This is a genomic window from Acinetobacter sp. ANC_7588 (assembly GCF_056783995.1).
This window is the reverse complement of record NZ_JBWYIU010000014.1, coordinates 25,344-44,077: the sequence shown is the minus strand read 5'-3', so window position 1 is coordinate 44,077 and position 18,734 is coordinate 25,344. Positions and strand designations below refer to the sequence as shown.

Annotated in this window: 14 protein-coding genes and 1 other RNA gene; 7 read left to right on the top strand and 8 right to left on the bottom strand. The window is 39.9% G+C overall.

Annotation, left to right across the window (positions count from 1 at the left end; genetic code table 11):
* Positions 1-87 precede the first annotated feature (87 nt).
* Together AC1M9J_RS12945 and ssrA are read right to left on the bottom strand one after the other, a co-directional pair.
* Positions 88-1,224 (bottom strand): tyrosine-type recombinase/integrase, encoded by a 1,137-nt coding sequence (locus AC1M9J_RS12945; RefSeq protein WP_481952433.1) that lies wholly within the window; start codon positions 1,222-1,224, stop codon positions 88-90.
* Between the two features lie 183 nt (positions 1,225-1,407).
* Positions 1,408-1,768: a transfer-messenger RNA gene (ssrA, locus tag AC1M9J_RS12940) on the bottom strand.
* A 132-nt stretch (positions 1,769-1,900) separates the two neighbouring features.
* On the opposite strand from ssrA, the gene glpK reads away from it, so the two are divergent.
* Entirely contained in the window at positions 1,901-3,385 is a 1,485-nt protein-coding gene (gene glpK / locus AC1M9J_RS12935) for a glycerol kinase GlpK (RefSeq protein ID WP_481952432.1), read from the top strand.
* 52 nt (positions 3,386-3,437) lie between these two features.
* Here glpK and AC1M9J_RS12930 read toward each other — a convergent pair whose 3' ends face one another.
* Positions 3,438-3,935 (bottom strand): thioesterase family protein, encoded by a 498-nt coding sequence (locus AC1M9J_RS12930; RefSeq protein ID WP_180028745.1) that lies wholly within the window; start codon positions 3,933-3,935, stop codon positions 3,438-3,440.
* Positions 3,936-4,043: 108 nt separating this feature from the next.
* Between AC1M9J_RS12930 and hemB the strand changes: the two genes are divergently transcribed.
* On the top strand, positions 4,044-5,054 hold the full coding sequence (gene hemB, locus AC1M9J_RS12925; protein WP_092768220.1) for a porphobilinogen synthase: 1,011 nt from the start codon (positions 4,044-4,046) through the stop codon (positions 5,052-5,054).
* Between the two features lie 200 nt (positions 5,055-5,254).
* Positions 5,255-6,361: a glycine oxidase ThiO gene (gene thiO / locus AC1M9J_RS12920; protein WP_481952431.1), complete on the top strand. Its 1,107-nt coding sequence runs from the start codon at positions 5,255-5,257 to the stop codon at positions 6,359-6,361.
* On the opposite strand, the gene AC1M9J_RS12915 is transcribed toward thiO, so the two are convergent.
* The gene (locus AC1M9J_RS12915; protein WP_481952430.1) at positions 6,358-7,269 is read right to left on the bottom strand and encodes a TIGR01777 family oxidoreductase; all 912 of its coding nucleotides are present in this window, start codon (positions 7,267-7,269) and stop codon (positions 6,358-6,360) included. The two genes, thiO and AC1M9J_RS12915, sit on opposite strands and share 4 nt — an antisense overlap.
* 64 nt (positions 7,270-7,333) lie before the next feature.
* On the bottom strand, positions 7,334-7,786 hold the full coding sequence (locus AC1M9J_RS12910) for an ABZJ_00895 family protein (RefSeq protein WP_180028763.1): 453 nt from the start codon (positions 7,784-7,786) through the stop codon (positions 7,334-7,336).
* A gap of 1,600 nt (positions 7,787-9,386) precedes the next feature.
* Here AC1M9J_RS12910 and AC1M9J_RS12905 point away from each other — a divergent pair.
* Positions 9,387-10,634: an exonuclease SbcCD subunit D gene (locus tag AC1M9J_RS12905; protein WP_481952429.1), complete on the top strand. Its 1,248-nt coding sequence runs from the start codon at positions 9,387-9,389 to the stop codon at positions 10,632-10,634.
* Positions 10,635-10,643: 9 nt separating this feature from the next.
* Positions 10,644-14,243: an AAA family ATPase gene (locus AC1M9J_RS12900; protein WP_481952428.1), complete on the top strand. Its 3,600-nt coding sequence runs from the start codon at positions 10,644-10,646 to the stop codon at positions 14,241-14,243.
* Positions 14,244-14,287: 44 nt separating this feature from the next.
* Here AC1M9J_RS12900 and AC1M9J_RS12895 read toward each other — a convergent pair whose 3' ends face one another.
* On the bottom strand, positions 14,288-15,085 hold the full coding sequence (locus AC1M9J_RS12895; RefSeq protein WP_180028750.1) for a thioesterase family protein: 798 nt from the start codon (positions 15,083-15,085) through the stop codon (positions 14,288-14,290).
* 116 nt (positions 15,086-15,201) lie between these two features.
* Positions 15,202-15,888 carry a YggS family pyridoxal phosphate-dependent enzyme gene (locus AC1M9J_RS12890; protein ID WP_180028751.1) on the bottom strand — a complete coding sequence of 229 codons (687 nt, stop codon included), beginning with the start codon at positions 15,886-15,888 and terminating at the stop codon, positions 15,202-15,204.
* A gap of 122 nt (positions 15,889-16,010) precedes the next feature.
* Between AC1M9J_RS12890 and AC1M9J_RS12885 the strand changes: the two genes are divergently transcribed.
* Both AC1M9J_RS12885 and AC1M9J_RS12880 read left to right on the top strand, forming a co-directional pair.
* The gene (locus AC1M9J_RS12885) at positions 16,011-17,048 is read left to right on the top strand and encodes a type IV pilus twitching motility protein PilT (RefSeq protein WP_092768204.1); all 1,038 of its coding nucleotides are present in this window, start codon (positions 16,011-16,013) and stop codon (positions 17,046-17,048) included.
* Positions 17,049-17,080: 32 nt separating this feature from the next.
* On the top strand, positions 17,081-18,205 hold the full coding sequence (locus AC1M9J_RS12880) for a PilT/PilU family type 4a pilus ATPase (protein WP_481587875.1): 1,125 nt from the start codon (positions 17,081-17,083) through the stop codon (positions 18,203-18,205).
* Positions 18,206-18,260: 55 nt separating this feature from the next.
* Here AC1M9J_RS12880 and fur read toward each other — a convergent pair whose 3' ends face one another.
* Entirely contained in the window at positions 18,261-18,698 is a 438-nt protein-coding gene (fur, locus tag AC1M9J_RS12875) for a ferric iron uptake transcriptional regulator (protein ID WP_035267453.1), read from the bottom strand.
* Positions 18,699-18,734 lie beyond the last annotated feature (36 nt).

The following is an 18,734-nucleotide window of genomic DNA, read 5'->3' as shown; positions in this document are numbered from 1 at the left end:
TTAACATTTCCCCATTGGATAAAAACTAAAATTTTGCATAAAAAAACCACGCCAAATGGCGTGGTCTCTATAAAATTTTTCGGTTGTTTAATTCAACCACTCCTTAACTCTTTCTCCATACCACTCCATAATTTTTACCCTCTCATCCCAGTACTGTGCACGGTTATATGCAGCACGAATTCTATTCTGAGGTACATGGGCAAGCTGACGTTCGATGGCATCAGGATTGAATAGATTTGACTCATTCAAAACCGTACTGAAAAGTGATCGAAAGCCATGCGTTGTCATACGCCCTGCATAACCAGAACGCTTAATCACAGCGAGTATCGATTCACTACGCATGGGCTCTTTATTATTCAAACGATGTGGAAACAACAAATCTTGATTGTGTGTCAGACGTAGTGCATGAAGTTCATCAATCATCATGTCTGTTAAGGGTACACGATGAGGTAAACGGTTTTTCATTCGCTCTTCTGGGATATCCCATTTACGTCCCGCTAAATCAAACTCATCCCACTTCGCTTGTAATAGCTCACTTACTCGCACACCCGTCATCATGATGAGCATAATGGCATGATGTGTTTGCGCATCTGCTGGATAGTCTTTAATACGTCTTAAGAACTCAGGCATTTCTGATTCAGGTAATGAAGCTAAATTCTTAACACGTTTACTCTTCAACGCATAAACGAGATCACTCGCTGGATTATCATATCGATAGCCATGTGCAATGGCATACTTCATGACCATACCACAACGAGATAGCGTCCTTTTCGCAACCTCAGAAGACCCTCTTGCTTCTATTTTCTTGATGACTTGTAATATCTCAGGCGCTTGAATTTGATTGATTCTTTTATTCGCTAAACTCAGATAAAGCTCATCAAGTGATGCACGTACATTATTGATATGCTTAGGTGACCAGGTTTCTCGCTGATTCTCAAACCAATCTTCAGATACTTCCTTAAAGTAAGGTTTCAAATCTTCATACAGTACAGATTTAGAATGCTTGTATTTAAGTTCAAGTGCTAGCTCTCTTGCTTTCTTTAAACTCAAATCTGGATACGGACCTAAAGATTCAGATTGTCGCTGCCCATGAACGGTATAACGGACATTCCAATATTTTTGACCAGCCGTTGTCACAAGTAGAGATAAACCGTTTTCATCCGAGAGGCGATAACGCTTCTCTTTCGGTTGAGCTTTTCTACATTCTGTATCGGTGAGTTTCATCTGTATTTACCCTATTTAGAACTAAAAATAATTGGGTAAATTTTCCCAATAATTACCCACGGAAGGCAAAAATTGGGTCACACAGCTTAGGATTGGATCGGACAATACAGCCAATAAAAAAGCCCTTAAACATTGAGTTTAAAGGCTTTTTCACATTCAGTCGAACATCTCTGAATTAAATTTTGGTGGAGATGGCGGGAGTCGAACCCGCGTCCGCAAGCACTACACTCGAGATTACTACATGCTTAGATATCGTCTATTGTTTTAACCCTCAAAGACCCGACGAACAGGGTTAAGAGAGCGATCCTTTAAGTTTAGTACAACACCCCAAGGCTTGATGTTATACGGACTTGTGTGCGTGCGCTTCAGTCGGGATCTCTAACCACAAGTATTCAGAGATGCGGACAAGCTGCCCTTAGGCAGCTAGAGCGTAAGATTCGTCGTTTGCGACTATTTAAAATGCAAATTTTATTTACGAGAGAAAATGCGCTCTCGGCATGCATCTATGAGTTTCATCACCAGCGTCGAAGCCAGGAACATCCCCAAAGTACAACGCAATCATAGCATAAAAGTTTGAAAATACGACCTCTAATTTCACAACAATTACACATACTCATGCGCTTATTTCAATAATTGAGATAAAATCCCTTTTTTCAAGTTCAAAATTGCATATTTTATGAGTTATTTACTTGCACTGGATCAAGGGACGACGTCAAGTCGTGCGATCATTTTTGATGAACATGGAAACGTTCATGCAACAGCTCAAAGAGAAACTAAAATACGAACCCCAAAGTCAGGCTGGGTAGAGCAAAATGCACAAGAGATTTGGAGTTCACAAATCGCAGTAGTGCAGCAAGCAATTGCTGATGCGCGATTACTGCCTAAAGATATCAAAGCTTTAGGCCTAACCAATCAACGCGAAACGACAGTGATTTGGGATAAAAAAACTGGTGAACCTCTAGCCCCTGCAATTATTTGGCAAGATCGCAGAGCAAGTGATTGGTGTAATTCCCTCATTCACCAAGACTTACAAACCAAGATAAATTACACCACAGGACTCCGCATTGATCCTTATTTCAGTGCTGGAAAATTAGTGTGGTTACTTGAAAATATTGATGGTTTAAGAGCTCGTGCGGAACAAGGCGAAGTGGCTTTTGGCACCATTGATAGCTGGTTAGTTTGGAATCTCACTCAAGGTGCTGAACACGTAATTGAGGTCTCTAATGCTTCAAGAACCATGTTAATGAATTTGCATACCCAGCAATGGGACGACGAGTTGCTCGCACTATTTAACATCCCAAAAGCAATACTACCCAAAATCGTGGCTTCTGATTGCCATATTGCCAATACAGCAAAAGGTCTCTTAGGTGCAGAAATTCCAATTACAGGGATTCTAGGTGATCAACAATCAGCGTTATTTGGTCAATCATGTTTTGACGTAGGCTCAGCTAAAAACACCTATGGTACTGGCTGCTTTATGTTATTTAACACAGGTGATCAAATTCAACTGAGTCAAAATCAGCTTCTCTCCACTTTAGCTTGGCAATGCAAAGAACACACCTCGTATGCGCTTGAAGGTAGTGTTTTTATGGCTGGTGCGATTGTGCAATGGTTACGTGATGGACTAGGAATTATTCAAAGTAGCCAAGAAGTTGAACAATTGGCGTGTCAAGTTAACAATACCGATGGTGTTGTACTTGTTCCTGCTTTTACAGGCTTAGGAGCACCTCATTGGGATACGGATGCCCGCGCATTATTATGCGGTATGTCTAGAGGGACAAATAAAGCGCATATTGCGCGAGCAGCTCTCGAATCAATCGCGTTTCAAGTCGCTGACGTTTTAAATGCCATGCAATCTGATATTCAAAACCCTTTAAAAGAATTGCGTGTAGACGGTGGTGCGAGTCAAAATGATATGTTGATGCAGTTTCAAGCCGACTTACTGAATGTTCCTGTGTTAAGACCGCAACTTTTGGAGTCAACGGCTTGGGGAGCTGCGGCAATGGCAGGTTTAACTGCAGGTGTATTTAAAAATCCGTCTGATATTGCGGCATCATGGAAATTGGAAAAAGCCTTTGAGCCAACAATGTCTGAAGATCAACGTCAATTTCATTTACATCAATGGAATCGTGCGTTAAAACGTTCAAGATCAGATGTTTAGTATAAAAAACCGCCTACAAGGGCGGTTTTTTTATAAGAGATACATAGATTTTTCAATATGCGTATGAAGCAATACCTGTTGCAATTGCTTTACCTTCATCATTCACCATATTCATGCGCATCGTACAACCTTTGCGACCCATGCGTAGGACTTCAGCAGTGGCAATAAAATACTTTCCGCGCCCTGGTGATAAATAATCCACTCGCATATCCACTGTTGCTAAACGTGAAACTTTCTTTAAAGTTTCAGGCAACATATCAGGCTCTGCACGCTTGTAAAGCTCGCCCATTGCAACAATCCCGCCAATACTATCGAGTAATGTTGCCGCTACACCGCCATGCAAAATTTGGAAAGAAATATTACCAATGAGATTAGGTTTCATCTCAATATAACCTTGGATTTCACCTTCTACGACACGCATTTTCATTTCGTTGTAAGCGAAATAAGGAGAGGTATTAAATACTTGAGTGAGTTGATTTAATACCACTTCAAGATCTGGTTTAGCACCTAAATGGAGGTTACCCATCCATTTTTTTTGGGAATCGTTCATACAAAACTCAAATTAACATCATGAGAAAAAACCATCAGCATTTTCCCAAAAACCGCCTTAAGGGGGCTACAATTAGACCCAAGTAAAATACCAAACATCGAGATTGTGATGACTTATACGTTTAATCGCCCTGCTTTTCCTGCAACACGCATGCGCCGTATTCGAAAAAATGACAAACTCAGAGCGATGGTGAGAGAAACACATCTTTCTGCTGAACATCTCATTTATCCGGTATTTGTTCTACCAGGTCAAAATCAAACCCAAGAAATACCTAGTATGCCAAATATTCACCGTCTTTCAGCTGATTTGTTGTTAAACAAAGCTGAAAAACTTTTAGAATTAGGTGTATCTAAATTAGCTTTATTCCCAGTTACCCCACAAGAAGACAAAAGTTTAACTGCTGAAGCAGCATGGAGAGATGATGGTTTAGTTCAAAGCACTGTCCGTCTTCTAAAAAAAGAATTACCAGAAATGGTACTCATCACTGATGGCGCTTTAGACCCTTATACAACACACGGTCAGGATGGCATCATAGATGAAACAGGTTATGTCCTGAATGATGAAACTGTTGAGTGTCTGATTAAACAAGGTTTAAGCCATGCAGAAGCAGGAGCCGATGTTTTCGCACCGAGTGATATGATGGATGGTCGTATTGCTGCGATTCGTCAAGCATTTGAAGCAAATGGTCATATTTATACCAATATCATGGCTTATTCTGCCAAATATGCATCAAGCTTCTATGGTCCTTTCCGTGATGCCGTGGGTTCAGCATCTAATTTAAAAGGTGGTAATAAGTATAACTACCAAATGGATGTAGGAAACCGAGCTGAAGCTCTTCACGAAATTGCACTAGATATTCAAGAAGGTGCAGACATGGTGATCGTAAAACCAGGGATGCCATATCTAGATATTGTACGTGAAGTTAAAGACACATTTGGCATTCCAACATTTGTTTATCAAGTGAGTGGTGAATATGCCATGTTGGCAGCAGCAATCCAAAACGGCTGGCTTTCTGAAAGTGTGATTTTAGAATCATTGATGAGCTGTCGTCGTGCTGGTGCAGATGGAATTTGGACCTATTTTGCTGAAGATGCTGCAAAAATGCTTAAAGATATATAATACACTATTGAATCAAAAGCGCTTTTCCATAAAGCGCTTTTTTTCTACTAAAATCATCATCATTGTATTCGAGACCCAACTTTTAACTGACTCATTTAACATCTTACATCTCATCGATCTCTTTACATCATTGAGATTATTTGCACGATTAGAGCTTGAATATGGTCTAATACACCCCGTCATTTTGAAGGTGGATAAAAATGCACGTTGCCATCATTGGATGTGGAATTAGCGGCTTACTAACAGCGCTTGAATTACTCGAACAAGGTTGTGAAATTACCCTCATTGATCAAAAACAAGCAGCTAAAGCTGCATCTTGGGCAGGTGGTGGTATTTTGTCACCTATGTATCCTTGGCGTTATCCCCAAGCAGTCAATCAATTGGCACAACATGGTAAATCGTTATATCAATCTTGGAAACAAAAAATTCAACCATTGAGTGGCATTGATTTCGAAATTCACGATTCAGGCATGTTAATTTTTGATGAAGATGATTTTGAGATTGGACTCAGTTATAAGGCGCAATATAACGAGCCGATGCAGCATTGCGATTTACTCGACGAGACTCAATTAAGAAATCTGAATCCACGAGTTTCTAATACTTTCAAGCAGGCTTTGCATTTTCCACAATTGTCTAATGTTCGTAATCCTCGTCTTTTAAAGTCTATTCTGACTTATCTTAAATCACATTCAAAAGTAAAGATTATCGAGCATAAGTGGGTAGAAAAATTACTGATTCAAAATCAGCAAGTGCAATCCATTGTTCTGCATGATCAACATCAAATTAAAGCTGATCAGTATGTTATCGCTACTGGAGCTTGGTCGGCACATTGGGCATCACAACTCGATTTCAATATCCCTGTTCAACCTGTTCAGGGGCAGATGATCCTATTCAAAACCCCTGAAAACTGGCTACCCACGATGTGTATGTACAATGTCATGTATATGATTCCACGTCGAGATGGCCATATCGTCTGTGGTTCCAGTATGGCGGAATTAGGTTTTGAACATCGCCCAAATTTGAAAACACAACAATCCATTTACCAAGCATGCATTCAACTCATACCTGAACTTAAAAATTTCCCGATTGTGCAACAATGGGCAGGCTTGAGACCTAGCTCACCTGATGGAATTCCATATATCGGTTTAATGCCTGAAATGAAAAACTTATGGGCGAATTTTGGTCATTTTAGAAATGGTTTATGCATGGGGCCAGCTGCAGCGCAGTTACTACGACAACTCATGCTGAATCAGACCACCCTCGTTGATCCTAGACCCTATGACCCATCTTTGAAGTTTCAAGTTTAATGTGATGGAAGTAGTTGCTCCAACGCCATTTTGAGTTCTGGATACTGAAATGTATAACCTGCTTGAATAAGTGCTTCTGGTATAACGTATTGTCCATTTAAAACCAATTGAGACTGCTCACCTAACATGATTTTAAACAATGAATCAGGCAGACTTAAAAGCGGTTTCTTGTTTAAAATTTTTGCTGCGGTGCGAACAAAATACACCTGATTCGTTTGTTCAGGAGCAACGAAATTAAAAACTTCTTTTGGAGTCTCATTCAACATCAGAAATTCAATCGCCTGAATCACGTCCTGAATATGAATCCATGCTAAGGGCTGCAGACCTGAACCAATTTTACCTACCAGATTAAATCGAATCGGTAAGAGTAATTGTTGTAAAATTCCTCCGCCATGCCCAAACACCACGCCTAAACGAATGACCTTAATATCAAACTGATTTTTGTGTTGGAGAGCCGACCTCTCCCACTCTTGGCAAAGTTCGGACATAAAGATCGGTTGAGATAATCCCTGCTCATTGTTTTTTTCTGACCATTCTTGATCAGGATCAATACCATAATATCCTACAGCAGAACCAGAAATAATTCGCTTGGGATGTTGCTGATGGGTCAGCAGATAATGTAATAATGCATCGGTCGTATTCACTCGGCTGTCGATGAGTTTTTGTTTTCGCCTTTGCGTCCAGCGACCATCACCAATACTTTCACCCGCTAAGTTAATAACATAGTCAATTTGAGCGTGTTGGATATCATCGAAAGATTGAACCCATGTCAAACGTGGATGCTTCATTTTTGGATTGGACTGTCGGCTTAAACCAATCACTTGATAATCTTGATCTAGCAAATATGCAACCAAATAAGATCCAATAAAACCTGTTGCACCAGTAACCAAAACGCAAGGATGATACATAGAAATACTCTTATGATCTGATCTCTCTATCATGGTGAAAGATGCCTTTGAGCTCAATTCATGATTACTTATTTACCACCAATTTATTCGCCATGCGCTTCGCTTGTGGACCATAAAACCAAAAGGTAATTAAATATAATGGTATCGCTAGCATCAAAATCATAATTACACTGAGACTTAAGAAACTGGAATTTTGGACATAGAGTAAAAAGTTCTGCCAAATTTCAGGGTCTTTTCTCGAAAAAAATAAAATACTTAAAAAAACACCAAGAAAGTTATAGCCCCAAAAGATCAACGTAAAACCTAATGTGAATTTTTTACGTTCTTGATCCGAAGGTGCACGTTGTTGTTGATCAATAAATTTATATAAAACAACAATCATCGCTATTAAATATGGAAGTGCAGTGACTATTCCTGCAATTGCCGAAGGCAATAACGCTGCCAAAATACCTGCAACCAGCGTTAATCCTAAGCAAAGTAAAAAGAACCATAAAAAATATTTTCTTAAAGAAACCATAACTCTCAGACGCAATAAATTCCTGTCACAAAGCATAACCGAAAATAAATCAAATATTTTTAATTTTCTTGTCAACCGAATCACAACCTTATGCGTTATATAAGGTACAAGGTCAGTAGCAACCGCGTAGTCATTGCACCGGCATCCGCAATGATACACGGTGACCTTATACCCCAATGAGACCTATAAATCATGCTTCATGCTTCTTGCAGAAAATTTAGTTTAGCAGCCTAAATTTGAATGACTGAAGTATTTTGGCCGACGATTTCACATCACTCGAATCGTCGGCTTTATTTTTGAACTTAATAAATTTTCTAAATATACTTTTATCCATAAAGATGAGATAACAATCAGAATAAATCCTAGTCGCAATGTATAAAGAAAAAATTAAACATAAAATTAGTCTAAAAAAACGTCTAAATTTTAAATCAGACTTTTGGGATGTATTGAATTATCCATTCACTCGCTTTCTTATCAGTATCGTATTAGTTTGCTATTGCTTTGTTGTTATTAAAGCATTTATTAATCATCAATTTCACATACCGCTTACAATCATCAGTTTACTCTGTGGTGTTTTTTATCAAAGTTATCAAATCATTAGAAACAAAGAAAAAATCTTAATTTATTCAATTTTAAGCCTATTTTTGAGTGCACTTTCATTTATTTCTATACAGAGTAATAGCTCGAATCCATTAATAATTTGGGTCTATTTCTATCTTGGTGCTTACTTAATAGTTTTTTCTCTAGAGCATCATCAGAGTTCACCACACCTTTTAGTGAAGGGCTTAGTTTTTTATTCGCACTTGGAATTTGCTATTGGTTTTTCGAAAAACAGATGCTTGGTGTTGATACAGTATTATCGACATTCATCACAATAATCTTGTTAATATTTTTACTCTATTCGATTTTACATGCCTTTTTTGAAATTAAGCATCATCATTTAAGCCGTTTTCTACTGAGTTTCCTTACTTGTTGTTCAATTTTAATTTTGTCTATTGATCAAATTATAGAACTTTATTTACAGGGCGATATTACATCTGAGCATCGTTGGGTTGAGCGTTTAATTTTATTATTTCGATATTTTTTACTCGGTTTATCGTCTTTATATCTTTTTCAAAACTTAATGCTGCTTCTCAGCTATTTTCCCAATAAATACACGCATTCTTATTTTTCAGATGTCAAACAAAATACGCTGATCCATATCAAACGTTTTTCAGAAGATCAAATTTCTAAAACAGAAGCTTGGTTTGCACTCATTTTTACGGTTTCAGTCTATTCTTTAAATTATATCTATCAAATATTTCCCATCAATATGAGTATTTGGCTAAACATTCTATTGGTACCCTTAGTCATCCAATCTTTCTTTTCATCATAAAATAGATCAATCGTTAACAGCAGCTAAACTGCATGCATCCTCTTCTCATAAGCAAATCTCGATCAACTCGAGAATCAAAAATAGAAAAAAGAGAAAAAGACGAAAAAAGAGTAAATCGAATAAAAAATAGCGATTAAAAGCTGTCTCATAGAGATGTTAAAAATTTCGATGTTTTAAAGTCCGATATTGGATAAGATGACAATTGAGATGTTTTGGGGTTCGGTAATGGCAGTGCGTTTTTTTCATACTTCAGATTGGCATTTGGGGCAATTTTTTCACAATCATGATCGTGACTATGAACACACACAATTTTTAAACTGGCTACTTGCGCAAATTCAACAAAAACAACCGAATGCCCTGCTGATTGCCGGTGATATTTTTGATGTGGTCAATCCTGCATCATCTGCTCAAAAACAGTTATACCAGTTTCTCACCGATGCCCATGCCATTGCCCCGCATATGCAAACCTTAATGATCGCAGGTAATCATGATTCCGGTTACCGCATTGAACAGGTTGAACCTTTTCTAGCGAAATTCAATGCCAAAGCGGTCGGTATTATTGGCAAACAGGATGGTGAATTTGATCTCGATCGTTTGTTGGTACCTATTTATGATGCTGATAAAAATATCGTTGCTTGGTGCTTAACCCTGCCTTATTTACGCAGTGCCGAAATTACAGGCTTAAATGAAAATACCACCAACAGCCAAAATGCGATTGCCTATTTACACCAACAACTTATTGCGGAAGCTAAAGCGCGTAAACAACCCAATCAAGCCTTAATTTTGATGTCACATGCCCATATGCAAGGCGGTGAAACCTCAGATTCCGAACGTCCAATTGTGATTGGTAACGAAGAGGCTTTATCCACTGCATTATTTGATGATGTGATTGATTATGTGGCACTCGGTCATTTGCATAAACCGCAAAAAGTTGGACAGGAACATATTCGCTACAGTGGCTCACCTATTCCACTGTCTTTTAGTGAACGCAACTATAAACATCAAGTGGTTGAAGTCACCATTGACCCCGAAGCTGATGAACAAAATCATTTTCAATATCAAGCGCACGTTATTCCACGTACCGTGGATTTGATTCGAATTAGTGAACCCTTGTCTGAATTAATCACTACGGTACATGCCCTGCCAAAAGGCGAAATTGACAATCTCAATGCACGACATTTTCTAGAGATTGAATATACGACAGATGCCCCACCGCCTGTAGACTTACGTCAGCAGATTGAACTGGCACTGCCACCAAATCGTTATCGTTTACTGCGTATAGCTCGAATTTATCAAAAAGCAACGGAGCAAAACGATGAAAGTCACAAAGTCGATTTAGCGCCCCCCACCCCTGAAAAATTATTTTTAAGCTTGTGGGAAAAAATGGGCTATGAGCAGGATGAATCGGTGAAGCGTGATTTCTTAACTTTGCTTGAAGCGGCACAACACGATTTGGATCAAAAAGCGCACTAAGGACAGGTCATGAAAATTATTCGACTCAGTTTAAACAACTTGGCCTCTTTAGCCGGTGAACAACATATCCATTTTGAACAAGCGCCATTGGCTCAGGCAGGTCTGATTGCCATTACTGGTAAAACAGGTGCAGGAAAATCGACGCTGCTCGATGCCATGTGTTTAGCTTTGTACGATGAAATCCCACGTTTACGTGGCGCAGCTGGCAGCATGAAAGATGTAGGCGGTAAAGACATTTCAATTAAAGATTCGAAGAATATTCTGCGTCGTGGTACCACCGCTGGTTTTGCTGAACTTGAATTTCTTGCCCTTGATGGTAAACGCTATTTGGCGCGGTGGGACATTAGCCGTGCGCGTAAAAAAGTTGATGGCAATTTAAAAGTCGAGCGCTTTGTTCAATGTTTAGATGATGGCGCGACCTTAACGCAAAAAATCTCGGAAGTGACGCCACTGATTGAAAAGCTGATTGGTCTCAGTTTTGAGCAATTTACCCGTGCAGTCCTGTTAGCACAGTCTGAAGTGGGGGCATTTTTAAAAGCCAAAGACCATGAACGTGCAGATTTACTCGAATATTTAACCAATTCGCAAATTTTTAGTGAAGTCAGTAAAAAAGCCGCTGATAAATTTAGTGAAATTAAACAGCAACGTACTGATTTAGAAAAGCAACTCGGTCATATTGATATTCTGAGTGAAGAACAACTTGCAGCCTTAAATCAACAACATCAGCAGTTAAAACAACAACTCGTACATTTGGCACAATCAGAAAAGCTGCTTGAAAATGAACGTAAATGGTATCTTGAGCGTGATCAATTGTATGCTGAAGTCCATGGCAAAAAAGAGATTTATGAGGTTCAGCTTGATGCCATAAATAAATCCGCAGCACAACAACAATTGTTACAACAGCTTGATGCATTTCAAGCCATTCGTGAGCAATATGTACAGCGTGCACGTTTAGAACCTCAAAAACTTGAGGTCCAACAAAAACAACTCGCCTTTCAAGCTGAGTTTGTCTCTTTACAACAACAAGCTACTACTGAACAACAGCGCTTAAAAGCCTATGAACATGCCCAAGCGCAATTTGAGCAGCAGCGTTTGGATGTAAAGCCGCATCTTGAACAAGGCTTAAAGTTGGATCATGACATTCACAGTATTTCTGAACAGTATAAAAAACTCAGTGCAGATAAAGATCAACTTGTTCTCAATGAGTTAGAACCATCAAAACATGCTGTGGAACAACAAAAAACCAGCGTATTGGCTTGGCAAAACAAACAGCAACAAATCAACTTTGAGTTAACCCAAAGCCAATTTTTACAATGCTTTGACCAAGAACCACAAAGTACTTTGCAGGCGCTACAACACTATGTAGAGCAATATCAGTTGCTTCATCAACAAGAGCCAGAACTATTACAACAATCCTTCGCAACTTTAGAACAACAACAGCAAACCGTTGTACAACGTCTGCAAAGCTATGTGGCTCAACATGAAAGTCTTGACGCTTTGACACAATCGCTGAAAAACATCCAACAACAGCGTGAACAGCACCAAAGCACGGTATTACGACTGCAACATCAACAGCAGCAGCTTGAGCAAGTCATCAACCATGTCAGTGAAATACAAACTCTGACAGGCTCAATCGCTGAACAACAAAAGCAACTGCAGATCATTCAACAGACCCTTGAAAAACGCCTGAGCGAAAAAGCCACACAAGAAGCTGCTTATACTCAACTACAACGCATCTTGGAGGCACAGCGTCTATTACATAGCGAAAACGTGCAGCATTTACGTGAACAGCTAAAAGCCAATCAACCTTGTATGGTCTGTGGTAGCCATGAACATCCGTTTTTAGACCATCATCAACGCTTAGAACAAGGTTTATTGCAACTACACGAGCACCAATTGCAAGAGGCTCGTCAACAATTGGAACAGGTCAATCATGAGGTACAGCAAGCACAGATTGAGCAATCCAAAGTACAGACCTTACTTGAACAGCAACAACAGCGTATGGAACAGCTCACGCAATTCACTCAGCAACAGCTCGAGCACATTCAAGCAGCATTACAACAACTGGGTTCAAATCTCGACACGGCAGACCCGATTCAGTTGCAGCAGCGCATAATGCAGCAGATCGAAACACTGCAATCGCACATTGAACAACAACAGGTGCAAGAACAAGAACTTAGTCAATTGCTTGAGCAATGGCGTAAGGAGCAACAGCAACAACAGCAATTACAATTGAATATTCAACGTCGTGTGCAACTTGATCAAGGTATTCAACCCATTGTGCAGTTACTGCCTGCTCGCTATCAGCAAGACATGCCAATACATTGGGTTGCTGAATTACAACAGCAGCTACAGCAACGTGTTGCATTGCTCACCATGCAAAAACAGGTAGAGACATCACTGCTGCAAGCACAGCAGGAACTTGAAAAAATGACGCTGCGCTTTGAAGCAGCGCAAAAGCACGAACAACACCTGACTCACCAGATTGAACAACTGATTGAGCAAGGCAAAATGTTACGCTCGAAACTTGCGGAACTGACCCAAGACTATGCCGGTCAAAGCTACCGTTATGCTGCGGATTGGCAAAAACATTTAGAGGAAACTGCTGTCGCCCATGCCAATGAGGTTCATGCACAACGCAGTAAAACTGCACATGCTGAACAACAGCTGAATGCAGCCAATTTACAACAGCAGCAGTTGCTCAGTGATTTACATCATATTGAACAGGCATTACAGCAAGTACAACAGGCTATTCAGCAATGGCAACTGAGCCATCCGACCGTGACCACAGATCAAATCACAACATGGTTAAGCATTGATTTAGCCCAACATCAACAAATACGCCATGAGTTAAATACGCAGCGACAACTTTTAGAGAATGCCAAAACCGCTTGGCAAGTTTTAGAAGAACGTTATCAGGCACATTTAAAACATCAGCCTGAACATGATCTCAGCATGCTCGAGCAGCAACTTGAGAACTTGCAAACGGAAAAGCTCGCTCAACAAGAAGCGCTCACCGATACAGAAACTCAGTTACGCATGAATGCTGCTAATCAAACCAACTATGCTAAGTATCAAAGCCAAATTGAGCAAATTAAAGCAGAAGAATATCGTTGGGGACGTATCTACGATTTGATTGGGCATAAGGAAGGCACCAAGTTTAAAAAGATTGCTCAAGAGCATCATTTAGATATTTTGGTGGAATATGCCAATCAGCAATTACAACCGCTTGCGCCACGTTATCAGTTGCATCGTATTCATGACAGTTTAAGTTTGGCCATTATTGACTTAGATATGAACAGCGAAGTTCGACCTGTGTTGTCGTTATCAGGTGGTGAAACTTTCTTAGTGTCTTTAGCCCTTGCTTTAGCGATTGCTAACATGGCATCAGGTTCAATGAAACTTGAATCACTGTTTATTGATGAAGGCTTTGGTACGCTCGACCCGGCATCCTTACATATGGTCATGAATGCCCTCGATCATTTACAAAGCCAAGGTCGTAAGGTCGTGCTCATCTCTCATGTACAAGAAATGCATGAACGTATTCCTGTACAGATTCAAGTCAAACCTGTAGGTGCAGGTGCGAGTACCATTAATATTGTCGGTTAATGGTTAATGATAATAAGTTGAAGCCGTCAAATGATGGCTTTAATCTAAGCCAGTTTTCTTAAAGTTAAAATTTGCTCAGCTCGTCCAAAAGGTCCGTTCAGATCATGAAGAATAGATGAAGTTAACCCGATACCGTCATCACCATATTGTTGCACTGTTTCCAGACCTAGCCACTTACCTATTGGCATACGATAGAGATGTATCTGTAAATCTAAATTCGGGAAAGTATAGTTAAACGGCCAACCTTGTCGTGTGACAATTCCATTCGCTGTATCGACCATTCCCATCAACTTCACAAAGTCTGAATGTATTTGTCCTTCAACCATGTCATAAGGATTGGTTAGCCATACAATTCCCTTGCCTGCCCGTCGATCTAAACGACGTGCCTCAAGTGATTGAATATAGCCTCCAGGCCAGTTTCTAATTTCTTCCCATAAGATCCCCTCGTCAGGATCAGCAACTTTTTGATCTTCTAATCCTGCGACTGCCTGAGTATCACTCATCATCATTCGCCAAGTACGTGCCTGAATGCAGCTTTTACCATGTGCAGACATGGTCGACTCGATCAATTCAATGGTTTTTCCAGGTCGAATAATTCGAGTTTCAATTTGAAACTCCCCAGCGGGTATCAGGCCCAAAATATCTAAACTTATACGTCCAATCCGTAGGTCAGACCGAGCAGAAAAGTGATCCAACTCTGCACAAATAATCCCTGTTGCGGGCGCCATATGCTGTTCGTGCGCATTCCATGCGCCTTGAGCATGTATAGTCGACTTATACTTAGCCAGTACTGATCCATCATCACACACTTTTCGTTCTAAAAGCTGATAATACGAACTCATCCAATTCTTCCCTGTTTTATGATTATGTGAAATATATTGGTTTATTTTTATACATAAAAAGTTGTATTTACAATGACAGCGACTGAACCCGAAAGTTCAGTGCAGACTGAATCCAATCATTTTGAGTAATCTCGCGCCCCAAATAAGGCCGTCCCTATGCGAACCATAGTCGATCCAGCGCTAATCGCATCTTGTAAATCACCCGACATTCCCATACTCAAGGTATCCCAATCAGAAGGATGTGCATGATGCTCTTTCATCTGATCAAAAAGTGTCTTGGCATCATAGAGTGCATCTACATTGCCAGGCGCTGGAATGACCATTAATCCTCGTAATCGAAGTCGAGGTAATATGCTCATTTGAGCAACCAGATCTTCGACCTCTGAAACTGCACAACCATCTTTGCTTTCTTGAGCATCAATATTCACTTGAAGACAAATATTGATAGGCTCCTGTTCGATTGTGCGTTGATTAGAGAGTCGCTCTGCGATAATAAAGCGATCAACCCCATGCACCCATGCAAATTGTTCAGCCAACTGTTTGGTTTTATTGCGTTGTACATGACCAATAAAATGCCATTCGATGTCTAAATCATTCAGCGCTTTGATTTTATCTAATGCTTCTTGCAGGTAATTCTCACCAAATGCTCGTTGACCAGTCTGATACATTTCTCTCAAAATATCTGCTGGATGCGTTTTGGAAACAGCAAGGAGTTTAACCTCGTTAGATTGTCGTTGAGCAACTTCACAGGCTTGTTCAATTTGTCGAATAACACTATTTCTCGCTTGCTCTAGACTCATCATGTATAGCTATCTCAGTTAATTTATCTTTTTTTACTTTCTTGCACGCTAACTGTTGGTTAAGCTGTAGGAAAGCCTTATTATTCTATCAAAATAATTACGATTTTAATGCGTTCGGGGAATTTATGGATATTACAGAATTACTGGCATTTTCAGTGAAAAACGGGGCGTCTGACTTGCACCTTTCTGCAGGAATGCCACCGATGATTCGTGTTGATGGTGAAGTTCGTCGTATTAACTTACCAGCCTTAGAACACAAAGAAGTACACCGCTTAATCTACGACATCATGAATGATAAACAACGTCGCGATTATGAAGAAAAATTAGAAACCGATTTCTCATTTGAAGTACCCGGTGTAGCACGCTTCCGTGTCAACGCATTCAACCAAAATCGTGGCGCTGGCGCGGTATTCCGTACCATTCCTTCTCAAGTGATTTCTATGGAAGACTTGGGCATGGGGCAAATTTTCAAAGACATTTGCGCCTATCCACGAGGAATTGTTTTAGTCACAGGTCCAACGGGTTCAGGTAAATCGACTACGCTTGCGGCGATGATGGATTACATTAACGACAACCGTTACGACCATATTTTAACCGTCGAAGATCCAATTGAATTCGTGCACCAATCCAAAAAGTGTTTGATTAACCAGCGTGAAGTGCATCGTGACACACACGGTTTTAATGAGGCGCTACGCTCTGCACTGCGTGAAGATCCAGATATTATTCTCGTCGGTGAAATGCGTGACCTCGAAACCATTCGACTTGCACTTACTGCTGCGGAAACTGGTCACTTGGTGTTTGGAACACTGCATACCACATCTGCCGCAAAAACAATTGACCGTATTATCGACGTGTTTCCTGCCGATGAGAAAGACATGGTTCGTGCCATGCTTTCTGAATCGCTTCAAGCCGTCATCTCTCAAACACTTTTAAAGAAAACAGGTGGCGGTCGGGTAGCTGCTCACGAAATTATGATTGGAATTCCAGCGATTCGAAATCTCATCCGTGAGAACAAAGTTGCACAAATGTATTCTGCAATACAAACCGGTGCAAATTATGGCATGACCACTCTCGATCAAAGTCTCAAAAATCTTGTCGCGAAAGGCATTATTACCCCGCAAGTTGCACGTACTGCGGCTAAACAACCAGAATCATTTTTATAAAAATGGACGTCATTTGATTTAGGGGAATCAAAATGGATTTTAATGACCTGCTCGACATGATGATTGCGCGCAAGGCTTCAGATTTATTTATCAGTGCAGATATTGAACCATCAATGAAAATTAATGGTGAAATTGTGCCTGTAGTTAAAACAAAACTCACTGGTGAAATCATAGGTCAATTGATTCACTCGATTATGAGTGAAAGACAACGAATTGAATTTGCTGCAACACACGAATGTAATTTTGCTATTGCCAATCGTGATAAAACTGCACGTTTTCGTGTAAGTGCTTTTCAGCAACGTGATCAACCTGGCATGGTTTTACGTCGGATTGAAACTGTCATTCCAAGTATTGATGAGCTGAAACTACCGCCCGTCCTTAAAGATCTAGCAATGACTAAGCGCGGGATCATCTTATTTGTAGGTGCTACTGGTACAGGTAAATCGACTTCGCTTGCAGCAATGATCGGTCATCGTAATCAAAATTCTAAAGGTCATATCATTACCATTGAAGACCCAATCGAATTTATTCATCAACATCAAGGCTGTATCATAACTCAACGTGAAGTTGGAATTGATACAGACTCATTTGAAATTGCACTGAAAAACACACTCCGCCAAGCACCTGATGTCATTCTTATTGGTGAAATTCGCTCACGTGAAACCATGAACTATGCGATTAGTTTTGCTGAAACAGGACATTTAGTATTTGCGACCTTACATGCCAATAATGCCAACCAAGCCTTAGATCGTATTATTCATTTCTTTGAGACAGATCGTCACAGCCAACTGTTTATGGACCTCTCACTGAACTTGAAGGCGATCATTGCACAACAGTTAATTGCGACTCCTGATAAAAAATCACGTCATCCTGCAATTGAAATCTTAATCAATTCTCCATTGATTTCAGACTTAGTGCGTAAAGGCGAAGTTCATGAAATTAAGGAAGTCATGAAGCGTTCCCGTGAAATTGGAATGCAGACGTTTGATCAAGCGCTATTTGACTTATATAAAGCTGAGAAAATCACTTATGACGAAGCATTACGTCATGCTGACTCTGCCAACGATTTACGCTTACAAATCAAACTCTCTGAAGAAGATCCAAACTATCTGTTGAATTCTGGCCCCCGCCTCACTTTTGATGGTCAAGATGATTAATCAATAGTGAATAAAAAAGGAGCAATCATTGCTCCTTTTTTAATGCAATCAAGATTTATTTTTTACGGTATGCTTCTTGGCATTCAGGCGCATCGCAATAACCATATAAATTCAAAGAGTGACCTGTTAAAACAAAACCAAGTTGTTCAGCAACATTATGTTGTTCTTGTTCAATCAAATCATTGTGGAATTCAACAACTTTGTTGCAGTTCTGGCAGACCATATGATCGTGGTGATCATCTTGCATGATTTCGAATACAGAGTGATTATTCTCGAAATGATGACGTTGGATAATACCAGCAGCTTCAAACTGAGTTAACACACGATATACAGTTGCTAGACCGACATCTTCGCCCTGCTCAAGTAAGGTCTTATAGATATCTTCCGCGCTCAAATGATGCTGTCTTGAATTTTCTAATAATTCCAAAATCTTGATTCGTGGAAGGGTAACTTTAAGTCCAGCTTTGCGTAAATCTTGATTTGAAATAGGCATATAAAAAGGTCTCTCAACAAATTTTAAGTTGGAATA